14 protein-coding genes are annotated in these 16,789 nt (G+C 63.6%); 6 read left to right on the top strand and 8 right to left on the bottom strand.

Annotation, left to right across the window (positions count from 1 at the left end; all coding sequences use genetic code 11):
- Positions 1–8: 8 nt before the first annotated feature.
- A complete protein-coding gene (gene mepA, locus AB7535_RS33405) occupies positions 9–950 on the bottom strand; it encodes a penicillin-insensitive murein endopeptidase (protein ID WP_354114226.1) in 942 nt (313 codons plus the stop codon).
- Positions 951–1,418: 468 nt separating this feature from the next.
- Here mepA and AB7535_RS33400 point away from each other — a divergent pair, with 468 nt between their 5' ends.
- Entirely contained in the window at positions 1,419–3,584 is a 2,166-nt protein-coding gene (locus AB7535_RS33400; protein ID WP_354114227.1) for a putative bifunctional diguanylate cyclase/phosphodiesterase, read from the top strand.
- Between the two features lie 207 nt (positions 3,585–3,791).
- Here the strand turns inward: AB7535_RS33400 and AB7535_RS33395 are convergent, their stop codons facing one another.
- Positions 3,792–4,943: an acyl-CoA dehydrogenase family protein gene (locus tag AB7535_RS33395; protein WP_354114228.1), complete on the bottom strand. Its 1,152-nt coding sequence runs from the start codon at positions 4,941–4,943 to the stop codon at positions 3,792–3,794.
- Between the two features lie 160 nt (positions 4,944–5,103).
- Here AB7535_RS33395 and AB7535_RS33390 point away from each other — a divergent pair, with 160 nt between their 5' ends.
- A complete protein-coding gene (locus AB7535_RS33390; protein WP_256461611.1) occupies positions 5,104–5,238 on the top strand; it encodes a hypothetical protein in 135 nt (44 codons plus the stop codon).
- A gap of 72 nt (positions 5,239–5,310) precedes the next feature.
- Here AB7535_RS33390 and AB7535_RS33385 read toward each other — a convergent pair whose 3' ends face one another.
- From AB7535_RS33385 to AB7535_RS33370, 4 genes are all read right to left on the bottom strand, one after another.
- Positions 5,311–7,851, bottom strand: a complete 2,541-nt coding sequence (locus tag AB7535_RS33385) for a metallophosphoesterase (RefSeq protein ID WP_354114229.1) — start codon at positions 7,849–7,851, stop codon at positions 5,311–5,313.
- A 130-nt stretch (positions 7,852–7,981) separates the two neighbouring features.
- A complete protein-coding gene (locus AB7535_RS33380) occupies positions 7,982–9,202 on the bottom strand; it encodes an MFS transporter (protein ID WP_439037470.1) in 1,221 nt (406 codons plus the stop codon).
- A gap of 160 nt (positions 9,203–9,362) precedes the next feature.
- Positions 9,363–10,478 (bottom strand): winged helix-turn-helix domain-containing protein, encoded by a 1,116-nt coding sequence (locus AB7535_RS33375; protein ID WP_354114231.1) that lies wholly within the window; start codon positions 10,476–10,478, stop codon positions 9,363–9,365.
- Positions 10,479–10,589: 111 nt separating this feature from the next.
- Positions 10,590–12,176, bottom strand: a complete 1,587-nt coding sequence (locus AB7535_RS33370; protein ID WP_439037469.1) for a winged helix-turn-helix domain-containing tetratricopeptide repeat protein — start codon at positions 12,174–12,176, stop codon at positions 10,590–10,592.
- A gap of 153 nt (positions 12,177–12,329) precedes the next feature.
- Here AB7535_RS33370 and AB7535_RS33365 point away from each other — a divergent pair, with 153 nt between their 5' ends.
- The 3 genes from AB7535_RS33365 to AB7535_RS33355 are packed head-to-tail and all read left to right on the top strand — an operon-like array spanning position 12,330 to position 15,309.
- Complete coding sequence (locus tag AB7535_RS33365; protein ID WP_208067451.1) at positions 12,330–13,247, top strand: DUF1127 domain-containing protein; 918 nt, start codon at positions 12,330–12,332, stop codon at positions 13,245–13,247.
- Between the two features lie 46 nt (positions 13,248–13,293).
- Positions 13,294–14,268, top strand: coding sequence for a Bug family tripartite tricarboxylate transporter substrate binding protein (locus tag AB7535_RS33360; RefSeq protein ID WP_439037468.1), 975 nt, complete (start codon positions 13,294–13,296; stop codon positions 14,266–14,268).
- A 24-nt stretch (positions 14,269–14,292) separates the two neighbouring features.
- Positions 14,293–15,309 (top strand): methyltransferase, encoded by a 1,017-nt coding sequence (locus AB7535_RS33355; RefSeq protein WP_166076025.1) that lies wholly within the window; start codon positions 14,293–14,295, stop codon positions 15,307–15,309.
- 59 nt (positions 15,310–15,368) lie between these two features.
- On the opposite strand, the gene AB7535_RS33350 is transcribed toward AB7535_RS33355, so the two are convergent.
- Together AB7535_RS33350 and AB7535_RS33345 are read right to left on the bottom strand one after the other, a co-directional pair.
- Entirely contained in the window at positions 15,369–15,659 is a 291-nt protein-coding gene (locus AB7535_RS33350; RefSeq protein ID WP_224580589.1) for a hypothetical protein, read from the bottom strand.
- An 84-nt stretch (positions 15,660–15,743) separates the two neighbouring features.
- The gene (locus tag AB7535_RS33345) at positions 15,744–15,953 is read right to left on the bottom strand and encodes a hypothetical protein (RefSeq protein WP_014498566.1); all 210 of its coding nucleotides are present in this window, start codon (positions 15,951–15,953) and stop codon (positions 15,744–15,746) included.
- Between the two features lie 299 nt (positions 15,954–16,252).
- Here AB7535_RS33345 and AB7535_RS33340 point away from each other — a divergent pair, with 299 nt between their 5' ends.
- Positions 16,253–16,669 carry an SRPBCC family protein gene (locus AB7535_RS33340; protein ID WP_166076030.1) on the top strand — a complete coding sequence of 139 codons (417 nt, stop codon included), beginning with the start codon at positions 16,253–16,255 and terminating at the stop codon, positions 16,667–16,669.
- Positions 16,670–16,789: the final 120 nt, after the last annotated feature.

The following is a 16,789-nucleotide window of genomic DNA, read 5'->3' as shown; positions in this document are numbered from 1 at the left end:
GCCGCCTATTACTTCGCATCGCCTGCGTGCAGCACCGCCTTGCAGGCCGCCGGCATCTGCGCCAGCGTCATCGGCGGCTTTGGCTTCGGCGGCTCCGGCGGAGGCTTCGGATGCAGCACGGCGTCGCTGAACCAGTAGGCGAGGTCGGACGGCTTGCAGCCTTCGTCCTCGGATTGCGACGACTGGCCTTCGCATTCGCTCGAGCCCGCCGGGCAGCGCATGCGGATGTGGAAGTGATAGTCGTGGCCCCACCACGGCCGGATCTTCGACAGCCAGGAGCGGTCGCCCTTGGCCTCCCGGCACAGCGCCTTCTTGATCGCGGGATTGACGAAGATGCGCTGTACTGCCGGCTCCTGCGCTGCGTCGCGCAGCACCAGCACATGAGCAGGCGTGAACACCTTGGGGTCGATGTCGAGCCGGTCCTGGCGCACCATCATCACCGCCGACATGTCCTCGCGCTCCTCGCGTGACAAACGACGGTCCGGCATCGGCGTCAGCCAGATGTCGGCATCCAGGCCAATTTGATGGCTGGCATGGCCTGACAGTGCCGGCCCGCCGCGCGGCTGGGCGATGTCGCCGACCAGAATGCCCGGCCATCCCGCGTCCTTGTGCGCTCTGGCCGCGAGCCGTTTGATCAGCGCGATCATGTCGGGATGACCGTAATTGCGGTTACGCGACAGCCGCATCACCTGCCAATTGTCGCCGTTGAGCGGCATCTGCATGGCGCCGCCGATACAGCCCTTGGTGTAGGAGCCGATGACATGAGCCGTTCCCTTCGACGGCAGCAGCTTTCGCGCGAACAGCTCCTTGGCGCCGATGCTGGGATCGTTTGGGTTGGCGAGCGGCGGTAGCGGTTTTGAGTTGACGCTGCCCTTGTCCTGGGCCAGCGCGGCGCCGACGGTCAGGAACGTCATGACAAGGAGGAGAGGGGCGAGGCGGCGGGGACTCATGCTGTCATCCTTATAACGCAACGCTGCGTCAGGGTTAAGAAACAGTCCTTCGGCCGAAATATTGTCCGAAAGTCGCAGTTCCCTACGCGCGGCCGGCCGATTTTTAACGACGCGATAACCCTCTCGTGCATTGACCAAAATTCGTGCGTGGGAGGCGTGCTCCCAGCCCTCTGTATGCATTCGCGCGCGATCTCGGAAATGATTCAAGGCAGCGCGCAATTTTGCGCCATCGCGTTCTCCGATGACGACGATGTGATGGGCTTGGCACGCCCGGCGGCGCTGTCGCGCCGCGCAAAGCGGCAATGAGGGCTGCTTTTCTGCGGCCACCAGACTGTGCGACCGACCGACAAGCCACCCAAGATTACTTTTTTTTCAGACACTTGCCCCAAAACTTGCGGCCACTGGGCGCGACTGGGACGTATCAAGTTGAGTTTGGGGTTTCGAAAAGCAACAAAGCGAAAGGGAGGCGTGCTCGCCCGGGCTCGCCGACAGCCGCGCAAGCCGCGCTTCGCGCGCGCGCCTCAACCCGTTTCCGAACGCGACGAACTCCTGCGCCGCCGCGCCGAGGCGGAAGCCGCGATTGCCGAGGCCCGCAAATCCCATGAGCGCCTGCGCCAGGCCATCGACATCCTGCCGCAAGGCATCGTGTTTCTCGATGCCGAAGGCCGTTACGTGCTCTGGAACAGGAAATACGCCGAGATCTACAGCAAGACCGCCGATCTGTTCGAGGAAGGCGCGCGCCTCGAGGACACGCTGCGCATCGGCGTCGCGCGTGGCGACTATCCCGAGGCTGCCGGCCACGAGGACGAGTGGATCGCCGAGCGGCTGCAGAAACTCTATCAGCCCGGCGCGCGCCACGAGCAGATGCTCGCGGACGGCCGCGTCATCCTGATCGACGAGCGGCTGACCGACGACGGCGGCGTGGTCGGCCTGCGCGTCGACATCACCGAGTTGAAGCAGCGCGAGGCCTCGTTCCGCCTGCTGTTCGACGGCAATCCCGTCCCGATGATCGTCTGTGCGCTCGACGACGAGCGCATCCTCGGCGTCAACGATGCCGCGATTTCCCATTACGGCTATAGCCGCGCCGAGTTCGAGAAGCTGAAGATCCGCTCGTTGCAGGCTTTCGACAGCGAGCCGCCCTGGACCACCGATCGGTCCAGCGAGGAGCAGGCCGCGCGCACCTGGAAGCACGTCAAGGCCAACGGCGCGCTGATCGACCTTGCGATCTATTCGCGCGAATTGACCTATGCCGATCGGCCCGCGGTGCTGCTGGCGCTGATGGACATCACCGAGCGCAAGCGCGCCGAGGCGCGGCTCGCCTTCATGGCCCAGCATGACGGGCTGACCGGCTTGCCGAACCGCAACCTGCTGCGCCAGCAGGTGGACGAGATGCTGCTGCATATGCGGCGCAGCTCCGACAAGGTCGCGCTGCTGATGCTGGGGCTGGACAATTTCAAGGCGGTCAACGACACGCTGGGACACGCGGTCGGCGACAAGCTGCTGCGCGGCGTCGCCAAGCGGCTGCGCTCGACCTTGCGCGAGGAGGACGCGCTGGCGCGGCTGAACTCCGACGAGTTCGCGATCGTGCAGAGCGGGCTAACGCGTCCCGAGGATGCGGTGATGCTGGCCAAGCGCTTACTGGAAGCCATCGCCGATCCCTATCTGCTCGATGGCCATTCCGTGGTGATCGGCGCCTCCATCGGCATCGCGATGGCGCCCGGCGACGGCGATGATTCCGAAAAACTGCTCAAGAGCGCCGACATGGCACTGTCGCGCGCCAAAGCCGATGCCCGCGGCACCTTTGCGTTCTTCGAGGCCGCGCTCGACGCCAAGGCGCAGAGCCGCCGCAAGATCGAGGTTGAGCTGCGCGACGCGATCCAGAACGACGTGCTGCGCCCTTATTACCAGCCGCTGATCGACCTCTCGAGCGGCCGCATCACCGGCTTCGAGGCGCTGGTGCGCTGGCCGCATGCCGAGCGCGGCATGGTCTCGCCGGCCGAGTTCATTCCGGTCGCCGAGGAAACCGGGCTGATCAATCCGCTCGGCGGCCTGATGCTGCGCCGGGCGTGCCTGGATGCCGCGACCTGGCCGGACGATGTCCGCGTCGCCGTCAACCTGTCGCCGCTCCAGTTCCGCAGCGGCAATCTGCTCTCGGTGGTGACGGACGCGCTGAAACATTCCGGCCTGCCGGCGCGGCGGCTGGAGCTCGAGATTACCGAGACGCTGCTGCTCGAAAAGAGCGCGCAGGTGCTGGCGACGCTGCATGCGCTGCGCGCGCTCGGCGTCCGCATCTCGATGGACGATTTTGGCACCGGCTATTCCAGCCTCAGCTATCTGCGCAGCTTCCCCTTCGACAAGATCAAGATCGACCAGTCCTTCGTGCGCGATCTCGGCGCCAACCGCGAGGCCCAGGCGATCATCCGCTCCATCGTCAGCCTCGGCAAAGGCCTTGGCGTCACCATCACCGCCGAGGGCGTCGAGACCGAAGCCGAGCTGAGCTGCCTGCGGGCCGAGGGCTGCGACGAGGGCCAGGGCTTTCTGTTCAGCAAGGCCCGGCCCAACGCCGAGATCATCAGCCTGCTCGCCGCCCAGCGCGGCATCGATGGTGGCGAGAAGGCTGCGATGGTGGCGTAAGGCGCGCTGCCCCTTACCTCGCCCCGTTTGCGGGGAGAGGTCGGAATGCGCGCGTAGCGCGGATTCCGGGTGAGGGGGGACAGGTCCTTCAACGACCGCCCGTGTGGAGAGATGCCCCTCATCCCAACCCTCTCAGCGCGAGCGAAGCTCGTCGCGGCCCCGTAAGAACGGGGCGAGGGAGTGCAGCCTCATCGCGGCTGCTGCCCATCACCCCTCCGCCAAAATCGCCTTCCCCACATCCTCATAATGCGTATCCCGCGCCTGGATCTGCTGCGCGATCGCGTGCATGTCGCGAAAGCGCCGTTCGAACGGATTGCTGCGGAACACCGCAGTCGCGCCGGCCATGTGATAGGCGGCGTCGACCACCTTGGCCGATTGATGGATGGTCCAGGTCGCGGCGAGGCGAACGGCGCTGCGATGCGCCGGGCTGAATTGGCCGGTCGCGCAGAGGTCGCGCCACATCGCATTCGCCGTCGCATAGAGATAGGCGCGCGCAGCGCGTAAGTCGCCCTCGGTGCGGCCGATCAGGCCCTGGACCGCCTGGTTGTCGCGCATGGCGCTCGCTGCCAGCGACTGGTGCTTTGCCCGCGACAAAGCGATGGCGGCATCCAGCGTCGCGCGCGCGACGCCCAGCGAGACCGCGGCAAACCCGAGGCTGAAGGTCGATCCGGTGCCGATCCTGTAGAGCGGACCCGTCTCGCGCAGCGCGGACGGCACGTCGCGGAACGCGGTGAAGCGCTCGGGGATGAAGAGGTCGCTCACCTCATAGGAATCCGTGCCCGTGCCGGCGAGCCCGATCGCCTGCCAGACGTCATGCAGCACCGCGCTCGAAACCGGAAACAGGATGGTGCGAACCTCCGGCGAGCCGTCGGAATTTTTGCGCGGCGTCCCGTCGGCTCCGACGATGCGGACATGCGCCCCCAGCCAGCTCGCCTGCCGCGAGCCCGAGGCAAAATCCCAGCGCGCCGTGACGCGATAGCCACCCTCGACCGCACGCGCCTCATGCGCGATCGCGCCCCAGGCAAGGATGCCGGGCGGTGTGTCGAAGATCTCGTGCGCGGTGCCGGGATCGAGCGAAGCTGCGATCATCGCGCAGACGCTGCATTGGCCGAGGCACCAGGCCGTCGAGGCATCAGCCTTCGCGATCTCCTCCTGCATCTGCATGAAGGTTTCGATGGGGGCTTCCGCACCGCCGAGACTTTGTGGTAGCAGCGCGCGATAGAACCCGTTCTCGATCAGCGCGGAGACGACGGGTGCAGTGAGCTTGCGTCCCCGTTCGATGTCATCGGCCTCACGCGCAATCAGGGGTGCAATAGCTTGCGCCCGTTCGATCAGACCCAGGCAGGGAGTCACATTCATGCGCTTCCTCGCCGCTTTGTCGCAAGCGGTATGGAAGCCATGGTGGTCTATTCGATGATGAGGATCAAGCTTGTGAAGCGCCTCGCCCGGAGGACGCCTAGTCGCTGCTCGTTACTGCGGCGGGCGCTGGCGCTGCGGTGTCGTGAGACATTTGCTCGCGTTGCTGCTGCTGCTGAACGACCTCGTCGGGCCAACCATGCGAGCGCAAGCGATCGGCATCGATCTTCCCGAGGCTCGTTTCGGGATTATGCACGACCACATTGTTTGCGATCCGCATCTGGCAATCTCCGTCTAGAGGTTTGTTCTTACAGCGAAATCGCTAAATATCCTAGTCCAGCTGCGGCTCACCTTCAAGACTGGCCGTCCATCAGGGAACCGTGGGAACTACGGGATCGGCGTGGCCGCCCGCCTGTCCAATAATCTGAAGCATGTCGAAAACGCATTGTTGGGCCAGCTTTTGTGCCTCTTGCCCGATTTCCTCACCACTAGTGTCGTTTTCGTCGCTCTCATTGGGTTCGCAATCGCTGATATTTGATGCCTCGTTATCGGAGCCCAGCGTGATGACGCCGAGTACGGCCCCCGGCTCGGTATCGAGCTCGCCGCCCGTGGCATCGGGGCCCCCCTGGTGAAACACCGGCAGCGCAAGCACCCATTTCGAGTTGAGTGCGCCCGACGATGCCGGCCTGATCAGGGATTTGCTCTTCGGGTCGTTCTTCCAGGCGATGATTTGACGCTGCAGGAATGCGGCTCCGGCGACCCCGCCTCCGAGCGGCACGTCGTACGTTTTGTCGGCCGGTATGGGCCCGTTCGTGAGCGCGGGCCGCAGCCGGATCTGGTCTGAATCGTACAGCATCAGGAAAGCGGTCTGCCGCTCGCCCTGGTCGAAACCCACCTTGAAGCGCGCCATGAGAATTCGCGCCAGCTGGTCGAAGCGGCTCTGGCACTTTGTGACGATGTTTGGTTCGCAAGAGCCGTCGAGCAGGCGGGCGAGCATCTTTCGATAGGCGACGGTGCGTGCGCAAATCCTCTTGTGGGCGCGAGGATCGGGCACACTCCATTGCAGGCTGTAAGTGCATCCCGGGATCGGATGATCAATCTCCAGGACCCAGGTCCGGCTTTCCGTTTTATAGGTCAGCTCTCGGGCTTCTTCTTTCGCGAGATCGTTGTCGGGCACATACTGCACTGGAGGCTGTCTACGCCTCGCTCGGTGTTCCGGCAGGTACTCGAGTGGAAAATCCGGAATCGCAGGGTGCCGGCGACAGCGCGGCCTTGGCGTGATGCCGTCGAGTTGCGGCGGAAACGTCACCCGCATGGTCAATTTCTCGACGGGATAGCTGATGTGAGAGCCAACTTCTTCGAAGCCGTAGTCGGGATTGCTCAAACTGTAGCCCTGACCGCGCGACCGCTGCTCGACCTCCCACAGGCTCATTGCGATGCTGTTAGCGGCGGCCTCGCGAAGGGCAAAAGTAAGGGGCTGTGAGCCGTTGCGGAGCGGCTCCTGGAAGTTCACCCAATAGAAGCAGTCTGCCGGAAGATCGGGCGCGTCCAGGGCATAATTCGTCTTGTTGTCGTCGCGCCAGCACAGGCTGACGGCATCGCTGCCTTCCTCGACCTGGACGTCCAGCCGCGTATCGTGAGGCGCAAGAGTGACGTGCGAAACGATGCCCGGCAGGACCATGGCGTTGTCGAGCACCCTCAATTGCGAGGTCTTGTCGAGACTGCGCAGGTGACCCACCTCGTCGATCTCCAGTTCCGAGATCCACTCGTCCGCGGCAATCATCGTTCGTTCGACCGAGCGTGCAAAGGCACGGCGCTTGAGCATGTCGATCGGTTCGCGATACTTCCGATCGGGGTGCCTGACGCCCTCCAGAAACGTCTGTATCGTCAACCGGCCGTTGGGCTCGGTCTCGATGCTGCGAAGGGTGTTGTCGGACGGCGACTCGTCCTGCTTGGCGGTGCTGCCGCCGGCTAGGACGAGGACGGGATGGCCTTTCGCATCGTCGGCGCGCAGCTCGACGCGGGCAAATTGCTGAAGATGCTTGTGACCGTGCAGGATCAGGTCGAATCTCTGACGTTGCAGCTCGTGGATGAGGTCGCCGCCGTTCTTCAGGATCAGGAAAGGTTCGAGCTTTGCTTCCTTTCCCCGGCGAACCACCGACTTGTCGCGAAGAGCGATCGGCATCGGGTGATGATGCAGGACGGCGATTTTCAGCAGCTTGCCGCCATTGGCTGCCGGGCCATTCTCGCGCGCTCCGCAGCAGGGGCAGGCATCGAGGACGTCGGATGTGTCGATCCTGTCGATCTGACCTCCACCGATCGCTCCGGTCGCGAAGGTAAATTGGCGAAGCAGCGGGTTGTTGGAATCGAGGCATGTGATCAATGTCTGATCGTGAATGCTGCGAGTTGGCCATTGCCTGCGGGCGCGACGATAGTCGCAACTCTGGACGCGGCCGTCGCACTTGTCGGTCCAGGTCTCAACCCAGAGCCAGTTCCGTGGCCTCATTCGTCTGAGGCGCGGAAGCTTCGTCCAGCGCAGCGTTTCGTTGTTGAGCCCCAACCTGAAGGAGAGCCCCGACTGGAGCTTGCTCCGAAGGTTGGCTGTCTCGTGAAACATCACGCGGTCGAACCATTTCCGGCTGAAGGGGTGAATGATGTTGCCGAAGTCGAGCAGGTCGTGATTTCCCGGCACGACGAAGAATTCGGTGCCCGGACCGCACTCCTTGCAAAGATCCTCCAGTTCGCTCTTGGCGGCGAGCAGCAGCAGGGGGTCGGGGTGGTCGACAAAGTCGCCCGACGCAATGATGGTCTTGGGACCAAACCCGATGATTTCGGTGCGGATCCGCTTCCAGATATCGACGTCGAAGGTGCTTCCGAAATGAATGTCTGAAATATGGGCGATGCGGGCCATCTAAGGTTCCTCCCCGCCGGTCATCGTAACGCTGCCGACTATAGGCGGGGTTGCAAATACCCGTAAAGGTAGAATCTGCTGCTCGATCGTGTCGGTGTCACGTGCAATCGGCGCTGCGGGCGTTGCCTCGTCAGGCCGCAGCGCGGCCAAGGTCGAGCGCTTGCCTGCGCTTGGTCGGGAAGCTCAGCGCCACTGCTACGGCGGCAAGCCCGATCGCGAAGGAGCCGGCGTGCAGCCATGTGTAGCGCTGGAAATTGTCGAACACGAGCCCACCGGCCCACGGACCCAGCGCCATGCCGAGGCTGGCAAAGGCCGACACTGCGCCGAACACGGTGCCCATGATGCGCGCGCCGAAGTACTCGCGGACCAGCACCGCATAGAGCGGCATCACCCCGCCATAGGCGAGGCCGAACACGACCGAGAGCGCGTAGAATTCGCCGAGCTGCGCCACCGCGAGATAGGTCGCGATGCACATCGCCTGCACGAACAGGCCGCCGACCAGCACAGGCTTTGCGCCGATGCGATCGGCAGCCGTACCCAGCAGCAGGCGCCCGCCGAGCCCGGAGACGCCGGCGACGCCGTAGACCGTCACCGCCGTGAGCGGGGCGATGCCGCACACCATCGCATAGGACACCATGTGAAAGATCGGACCGGAATGCGCCGCGCAGCAGGCGAAATGCGCGGCTGCGAGCGCGATGAATTGCGGCGTGCGCAGCGCCTGCGCCGCGGTCAGCTCGATCTCCGGTGCCGCGTCGGTGCTTGCCGGGCCAGTCGTTTGCGGCGCCGGTCGCACCAGGAAGCAGGCCGGGATCAGCAGCGCCCACGCCGCACAGCCAATCACCAGCATCGCGGTGCGCCAGTCATAGGCCGAGATCAGCCAGCTTGCGGTCGGCGCAATCGTCACCGGCGACACGCCCATGCCGGCGGAGACCAGCGCCACCGCGAGGCTGCGGTTCTTCTCGATCCAGGCGCTCGCGAGCGCCATCATCGGCGCGTAGAAGCTGCCGGCAGCGACGCCGATCAGCACGCCGAAGAACAGCTGGAATTGCCACAGGCTGGTTGCCTGGCTCGCAGTCACGAGACCGAGACCCAGCAGCAGGCTTCCGGCGAGCACCACGATGCGCGTGCCAAACCGGTCCGACAGCGTGCCCCAGAAGAACGCGGCAACGCCCATGCCGAGGAAATCCAGCGTCGCCGCCGCCGACACGCCCGCGCGTGACCAGCCCATCGCTTCGGAGATCGGCTGCAGGAAGACCGCAAGCGACAGCATCGTGCCGAAGCCGACACAGGTCATCAGCGCTCCCGCGGCGACAACGACCCAGCCATAGTCGAACCCTGACGGCTTGCTCATGCGTTTCCTCGGCGCTTTTGCTCTTGTTGATGGCGCGCGCGGGGATGGTGGCCCATCTGTCGGCGGAGGGCAAGGTTACGCGCAATGCGCGGGTATCGAGCTCGTTACCTTGCAGCTGCCTTGAGCAGCGGCACGCGCCATGGGCCGCCGCAACGTCGATTTAGGAGGTGTTTTGTGCAGCAGTTTCGCTGCCCCCGCGTGCCTGTTGCATTTGCCCCGGCCACCCGTACGCCGAGATCAGGCTCATGTAGGCCTCAAAATCCGTGCCGGTCATATTGAGGGAGCGGCTGCACTGTTGGAGGGCTTCTTCATATTGACGGAGGTGCAAGTGTGCGACGCAGAGAAGCCGCGCTGCGATGGTATCCTGCAAGACGGCCAGGTTTGCGAGGTCGCCGTCGAACCGATCCGACCAGATGTCACGGGCGGTCTGAAGGTCGGTCAGAGATACGTTGACCCGCACCTGGTCTCCGTTGCGTCTCACCGCGCCCCGCACGGCCCAGCGGACGCGGAGATCCGTCCCGAGCTGCTGCAAATCGACCACCTTCTTCTTGTAGGTCAAGGCGGTGTCGCGTCCAACAACGAGAGTGGCGGGCGTTCGCGCGAGATCGGTGGTCAAGCCTGTCGAGATCAAGTCGGCAAAGGAGTCCTGCGCCGGACCGTCGTTGAGGCTGGCGAAGGGCAACACGACGAGAGAGAGGCGAGGCGCGATCTCGGGCCTGACTGTCGGTTGTGCCGGGATATTTTGAGCTTCCCGTTGTGCGTCGGTACGGACTGTCTTCCAGGCATTCCAGTATCCGGCAACGCCACCGGCAATTGCGCCGATGGCGGCGACCGACGCCAGCACGCTGCCGACGAGCTTCAAACGGCCCCTGAGGTCCTCCAGCCAGCCTGCGGATCGCCGTTCGCCAACAGCGTTTGCAGAGGCCACCGGGATCGCAACTGCTGCCGTGCTTCCTGGTTGCCGATCCTCATCGTGCACGGCGCCCACGAAACGAAAGCCCTTGCGTGGAAATGTCTTGATAAGACGTTGTTGCTGACCGGAGTCACCGATCGCGCGCCGGACGGCGTTCAGCCGGGTCGTGAGCGCCGCATCGGATACGATCCGGCCATTCCAAATCGCGTTGACGAGATCGTCCTTGCTGACGACGCGATCCCTGCTGCGGATCAGATGTTCGAGCAGATCGAGAACCTGGGGTGTCGTGGGCACCACATCGAGCCCGCGCCGCAATTCGCGCCGCTCGGTGTCCAACGCACAGTCCTCGAAGAAATAGCGCATGGCACCATTCTCCAAGCCTGCCCTCTATTCTCCGAGGGCGCGGGAGCAATAATCCGTGGAGAATAGGCCTTCGCTCCCGAAAATGTAAGCCGCGAACATTGGTCCACCCCGTCAGGGGGGGCCAACGTCGTGCTTTTCCGGAAGGCCCGCTTCGCAGAGACCCTTCTCGAAGATCGCGAAGTCATCTGCCCGGCGAAACGGTGCCAGATTCTCGAGATTGGCACGAAGATCTGGATTGCATTCAAGGGCTTGCAGGAGGGATCGTTGCGCTCGTTCACGCCGCCCGGCGAATGCGTTGCTGGCTGCGGCAATGCAGGTCACGAGCAGGAAACTCGTCTGACCACGCAATGCGGTCTCGGTGCATGATACTGCCGCGTCATAGCGGCCCGCCAGAAAATGCGCATACGCCATGGCTCCCTGCGCGTCGTAGTACATGGGCGGATCGAGCGGACTAAGTCTCACGGCATGTGCGGAGTGCTCGAGGGCGAGATCCGGCTCTCCCCTCCAAACTCTCAGCCAGGCACTGGTGGCCCAGGCTTGCGCGAAGTTAGGGTTGTCAGCCAAAGCTCGATCCACGAAAGCAGCCGCGTCGTCGAACTCGTGGGCTATGAAGGCGAGCGCATATCCACCCACGGACAGTGCAACCGGATCATTTGCCCCCAGTTCTACGGCCTTCCGGGCCAGCCGGGTGGCTTCCGCAATTTCGTTCGCGGGATCGCTGATCCAGCCGTTCGCCTTGCGCCGGGTATAGCACCAGGCGGCCATGGCATAGCCACAAGCCAGTCGAGGGTCGAGTTCGGTCGCCTTGCAAAAGAGCTGCAACGCCTCGGTGTTTGCGTTGTTGGACCAACGGGATTTCGCCAGCCCGCGCAGATAATGATCATACGCATCCAGATTTTCGGGTGGCTTCCGCCTTGCCCGCTTGATTTCCTCACGCTGCAGCCTCGGGGCGATTGCGCCTATGACACTGGACGTCAGATTGTCCTGCAGATCGAACATGTCCTCGATCGGGCCCTCAAAGCGGTCTGCCCAGAGATGCGTTCCAGTTTCGGCATCGATCAGCTGCCCCGCGATTCGAATGCGATTTCCGGCTTTGCGCACGCTACCTTCGAGGACATAGCGGACACCAAGCTCGCGGCCGACCTGCTTTACGTCAACGACCCGGCCCTTATACGCAAAGCTCGAATTGCGTGCGATCACGAACAGCCAGCGAAAATGAGCCAGAGCCATCGTGATTTCCTCCACGATGCCATCTGCGAAATACTCCTGTTCGGGATCGGAGCTGAGGCTGACGAAAGGGAGTACGGCAATCGAGGGCTTATCCGGTAGCGGGAGGGCCGCTCCTCTCGCTTCTGACCGGTGAGGGACGGTTGAAGGATCCGGCTCCCGTACTTCCCGAACGGCTCCGACGAAACGGAAGCCCTTGCGCGGGATCGTCTTGATCAGGCGCTGCGCTTCCCCGCAATCGCCGACTGCCGTGCGGACGCCATTGATGCGGGTCGCAAGCGCGGCCTCCGATACGATGCGCCCCTTCCAGATCGCGTTCATGAGGTCGTCTTTGCTGACGACACGCTCCCTGTTGCCGATCAGATAGTCGAGAATGTCGAAGACCTGTGGCGCAACGGAAACAGCATCGGCCCCGCGATGCAGCTCGCGCCGATCCGTGTCGAGCACGTATTCATCGAAGAGATAGCGCAAGTTGCCACTCCCGTCGTTGGATGAAGCCGCCTCTGCACCTGCTGGGGCGTAAAGTAAGGCGCCGGTCAGGAAAATGTAAGCTGCACGTCAAGCGTGCCCGGCGAAGTCCTGACATCCTGCCCTCGGTAAAGGTATCGCCAAGGGATATCGCCGATGAGTACCATCAACGGCGTTGCACAGGTGCGACGGACTGCCACACCCGTGCAGCAAGTGACCAGCCTTTTCCTGCGGGTCTGGAGCGCATGGCAGAAGCGCCGAAGACGACTGAAGGTACAAACCGCTCTCTGTGCCCTCAGCGATCGGGAGCTGATTGATCTCGGCGCGACGCGCGCCGAGATTGACTACATTGCCTTGCAGCAAGGCCGCGCAAGGCCCGATCGTCCGGCACCCTGGCGCATTGGCAGTGCGCTTGCGATCCTGTTGGTCGTCAACCTGTTCAGCTTGATTTCCGTAGATCGCGCCGAGGCTCAATGCACTGCGCAGGATGGTTTGCGAAGGCAGCTGGCGGTCAAGGTCGACCCGCCGGCTCGCAGATCGGAGATTCCGATCAGCTCGGCTGCAGATGTCCTGGCGTGGAAGACGATCCGGATAGGAACATTCACGGAGACGTTCGCTCTTCGCAGCGCGATGAGCGCAATGGGCTGCGGCGTCGGAAACGCGGCTGATGAGATACTCGCTCGACCGGCCTTTACCCTAAGTCGCAAGAAGGCGGAGGTTGAGCTTGTTGCCGTGTCGGTTGCCGAGCTCGGCCTTCAAGGCGAGGCTTCGCTGCGGGAAATCTATGCGCGTGCACAACAGCTCGGTCTTGCTCTGGCGCCCGCCGAAATCGCGCCGCAGCTGAGACTCCAGTATTTGGACCAGCCGATCGGTGAGTTTCTCACCATCGGGATGGAGCCTATCGGGACGTGGGCGGGTGAAGCGGTCGTCCTGACGGTGGCGAATGGCGGAGCAGGCCTCATCCTGATCGGCCAGGATGGCCGTGAGGACGCGCAGATATCTGCGATATCCCGTTTTGTGTTCGTGCGACCCGGCTCATCCATGGCTCCAGAGACCGCAGCGATGGCCAGGTAGCATGCTGCGATCTCATTTGGTCTGGGCTCGATCAGGGAAACGGGTGATGATCACGCGTCGTGATGTGTTGTCGGCGGCCGCCGCCGCGTTCGCCGCTGCGCATATTTCGCCGCGGGCGCTCGCACAGCCGATCGCGAGAACCGCGCATATCCTGACGGGCTTCACGCCCGGGCTGCAGGATGGGTTGGCGCGGCTCGTGGCCGGCCAGATGAGCGGCTATGCCGAAACCATCGTGGTCGAGACCCGGGCGGGCGCGGCCGGTCGCATCGCGGTGGAGGCGGTGAAGAGCGCCGACGCCGACGGATCGGTCATGCTGTTCGCGCCGCTCGGCTTCATGATGTTCTTTCCGCACGTCTACAAGACACTGAGATACCATCCGCGGGATTTCATACCTGTGTCGACCGTCGCCTCGACCCCGACATTGCTGACGGTCGGTCCCAGCGTGCCGGCCGACGTCAAGACGCTGGCGGACTTCGTGGCCTGGTGCCGCGCCAATCCGAAGCACGCCACCTTTGGTTCGCCGGGCGCCGGAACCTCGCTGCATTTTCTTGGCACGACGCTGGGCCGCACCGCTGGCTTCGATTTTCTTCACGTGCCCTATCAGGGCGGTGGTGCGATTCAGGATCTGGTCAAGGGCGTGATTGCCGCGACCGTCATGCCGATCGGCAGCTCGCTCGGACTCGTCCAATCCGGAGATCTTCGCGCGCTGGCGACCACCGGACCGCGCCGCAGCCTGTTTGTTCCGGCGGTACCGACGATGCGGGAGGCCGGATATCCGTCGCTCGAGGACCTCACATGGTTTGCGTTCTTCGTTCCGGCCAGGACGCCGGCGCCGATCGTCGATAAGCTCAACACCGCGATCCAGGCGGCCTTGCGCACCGACGAGGTCAAGGCCGGCATGGCAAAGCTGGCCGTCGAGCCCGACGCGATCGCCATGGAAGACTTCGCCCGGCTGATCGCATCCGAATCCGACCGGTGGAAGGCGATCGTTCAGGCAACGGGGTTCGTCCCGACCGATTGAACCTGCATTGACAGGAGGTAACACATGAGCGGGCCGGCATCCGTGCATGATCTCGTGCAGTCGCATCGCATCACCGCGGTGATTTATGCGGCGGCGAAGCTCAATCTCGCCGAGGCCATCGGCGATGAGGCGAAATCGGTGGCCGAGCTCGCCCGGCTGGTGTCCGCTGATGAAAGTGCGCTGCGCCGATTGCTCGTTGGCCTGACGACACTTGGCCTGTGCAGGCAGGCAGACCGCGACCGGTTTGCCATGACCGAGCTCGGCCGGCAGCTCGACGAGACCGCCGATCCCTCCTTCAAGGATTGGGTTCTCTTCGAGGGCGAGATGCTCGCGCAATCCTGGATCGGACTGGTCGAGTCGGTTCGCTCGGGTAAGAGCGCGGGCGAGCTGCGCGGCGATGGCGACGATCGCTATGCCGCGACGAGCAATGCGCCGGAATTCACCCGCCGCTTCAACGCCGCGATGGTCAGCCTGACGCGGAGCATCGTTCCAAGGATCGTTGCGGCCCACGACTTCGCGACCGCGCGCGTTGTCATGGATCTCGGTGGCGGCACCGGCGAATTGATCGGCGGCGTGCTCCAGCACAACCCGCATCTTGAGGGCATCGCCTTCGATCTCGCGCGCTGCGAGGCGGGAGCGCGGGCGCATTTTGACCGGCTTGGCATCGCCAATCGCTGCCGGTTCGTCGCCGGCAGTTTCTTCGAGAAGGTCCTGGGCGGCGCCGACACGATCCTGATGAAGAGCATTCTGCACAATTGGAGAGACGATCGTTGCGAGGTCATTCTGCGCAACTGCCGGGACGCGCTGCCGGCCAGCGGAACGTTGATCGTGATCGAACGGATCATGCCGGAGCCTGCGACGACCGAGATCCAGGACCGCTCCTGCGCGATGAGCGACCTCAATATGCTGAGGGGACCTGGCGGCCGCGAGCGGACGGAGGCCGAGTACCGCAGGCTCGGCGTCCTGGCCGGCTTCGCCTTCGTCGGCACCAGCGGTGTCGGCTCGTTCAGCCTGGTCGAATTCCGAAAGGTCGGACACTGACTGCCGTCCGTTGGGGCGGCAGTCGAGTCTCATTCCATCAGGCCTTGGCGCAGGATCGATCAGCAGCCCCGGCAGACGCCGGAGATCTTGCGATCGACGTCGGCATCCTCTTGGTCGAGGAAATCCAGCGATCCCGAACTTGCCGAGGGCACGTCGGAGGCGTGGGGCTGGCGGTGACCGACCGGGGCCGTCCACGGCCTGGTGGTCGTTTCCTTTCCGGGCAGCGACGGGTGGAAAGGTTTCGCCGAAGCTGCGCCCATCGTCGATACGATCGTGACCACAATCAGCATCTTTGAGGTAATCATAGGTGTCTCCAAATGCATCCCGCCCTGCATGTGCGGTTCAGACATTCAGATTTGCATCGAAGACCCGCTATTCCCTGTCATCGCGGAGGCGTGATACCGCCGTGGTCCGGCCTTCCGGAACGACGTTTGTCAGGCCGGCGCTTTCCTGCCGATCAGACCGAAGACGATCATGACGAGGCTGATGCCGCCGACAGCGCCCGAGACCTCTCCGACCGTGCGCATCAGGGCGGCAGGATCATTGGACCACGGCGTCATGTCCCGCATCGAGAGGAAGAACAGGACGGCGAGCACCAGCAGCACTGAGCCGACGGCAATCAATCGCCAGTTTCGCTTTCGCATGACAGACATTCCCCCGTATCGCCCACGGATGGGCGGGGCCGTTTAGGACGCAGGGAGATAGTGTCGTCGAGCCCGGGTCGGGTTCAATGGCCACGAGCCGTATCGGACAAATGTGACCCTCATCCCCAATTTGTTCGCGGCCGCTGGTGGGTGGCCAACAGACGTTTTGACATTTTTGTGTTTTCAACGCTTTGACGGCTCGACCCTGTCGGCTTGAACCAGTCTCGATCGTCCTTGGATGGACCCCGCACACGTCAGTGATGCCGTCACCTAGAAAATTGAACCAGGAGCTTATGTTCATGAGGATCACCGTCGAAACCACCGTAGCAGCCCCCATCGATCAGGTCTGGCGTGCCTATACGACACCTGCTGACATCATGGAGTGGAACGCCGCGTCCGACGATTGGCATACGACCAAGGCTACGGTCGACCTGCGGGAAGGCGGGGTCTTCTCGTCGCGCATGGAAGCCAAGGACGGCAGCATGGGCTTTGACTTCGCCGGGACTTACACGACGATCGTCGAACACAAGCTGATCGAATATTCATTCGGCGATCGCAAGGCCGAAGTCGAGTTCGTGCCCGGGACGAAGGGCGTCGTCGTCCGCGTTGTCTTCGATAGCGAACCGACACACTCGGTTGAGCAGCAGCAGGGCGGCTGGCAGGCCATCCTCGACAACTTCGCGCGACACGTGCAGGCGAAGCAGAAGACGTCGTGAAGCCGTGCGGGGGCAGGAGATCGACGTCCTTGACGGGCGTCGTCGGCTTTCCGCGCAGAGCACCTGACGGAAATTGATCAGTCGAGGAATAGCCGGCTTCGGGGTCAGTCGCGTCGGTTG

Source organism: Bradyrhizobium sp. 956_D2_N1_4, from assembly GCF_052076025.1.
Taxonomy (GTDB): domain Bacteria; phylum Pseudomonadota; class Alphaproteobacteria; order Rhizobiales; family Xanthobacteraceae; genus Bradyrhizobium; species Bradyrhizobium barranii.
The sequence above is the reverse complement of the archived record's forward strand: the minus strand, read 5'-3'. Positions and strand labels throughout refer to the sequence as shown.

Excerpts from the sequence above, each read along its gene's own strand:
- mepA (WP_354114226.1), bottom strand. The coding sequence starts at position 950 with ATGAGTCCCCGCCGCCTCGCCCCTCTCCTCCTTGTCATGACGTTCCTG.
- AB7535_RS33395 (WP_354114228.1), bottom strand. The coding sequence starts at position 4,943 with ATGAATGTGACTCCCTGCCTGGGTCTGATCGAACGGGCGCAAGCTATT.
- AB7535_RS33385 (WP_354114229.1), bottom strand. The coding sequence starts at position 7,851 with ATGGCCCGCATCGCCCATATTTCAGACATTCATTTCGGAAGCACCTTC.
- AB7535_RS33380 (WP_439037470.1), bottom strand. The coding sequence starts at position 9,202 with ATGAGCAAGCCGTCAGGGTTCGACTATGGCTGGGTCGTTGTCGCCGCG.
- AB7535_RS33375 (WP_354114231.1), bottom strand. The coding sequence starts at position 10,478 with ATGCGCTATTTCTTCGAGGACTGTGCGTTGGACACCGAGCGGCGCGAA.
- AB7535_RS33365 (WP_208067451.1), top strand. The coding sequence starts at position 12,330 with ATGAGTACCATCAACGGCGTTGCACAGGTGCGACGGACTGCCACACCC.
- AB7535_RS33360 (WP_439037468.1), top strand. The coding sequence starts at position 13,294 with ATGATCACGCGTCGTGATGTGTTGTCGGCGGCCGCCGCCGCGTTCGCC.
- AB7535_RS33355 (WP_166076025.1), top strand. The coding sequence starts at position 14,293 with ATGAGCGGGCCGGCATCCGTGCATGATCTCGTGCAGTCGCATCGCATC.
- AB7535_RS33350 (WP_224580589.1), bottom strand. The coding sequence starts at position 15,659 with ATGTCTGAACCGCACATGCAGGGCGGGATGCATTTGGAGACACCTATG.
- AB7535_RS33345 (WP_014498566.1), bottom strand. The coding sequence starts at position 15,953 with ATGCGAAAGCGAAACTGGCGATTGATTGCCGTCGGCTCAGTGCTGCTG.
- AB7535_RS33340 (WP_166076030.1), top strand. The coding sequence starts at position 16,253 with ATGAGGATCACCGTCGAAACCACCGTAGCAGCCCCCATCGATCAGGTC.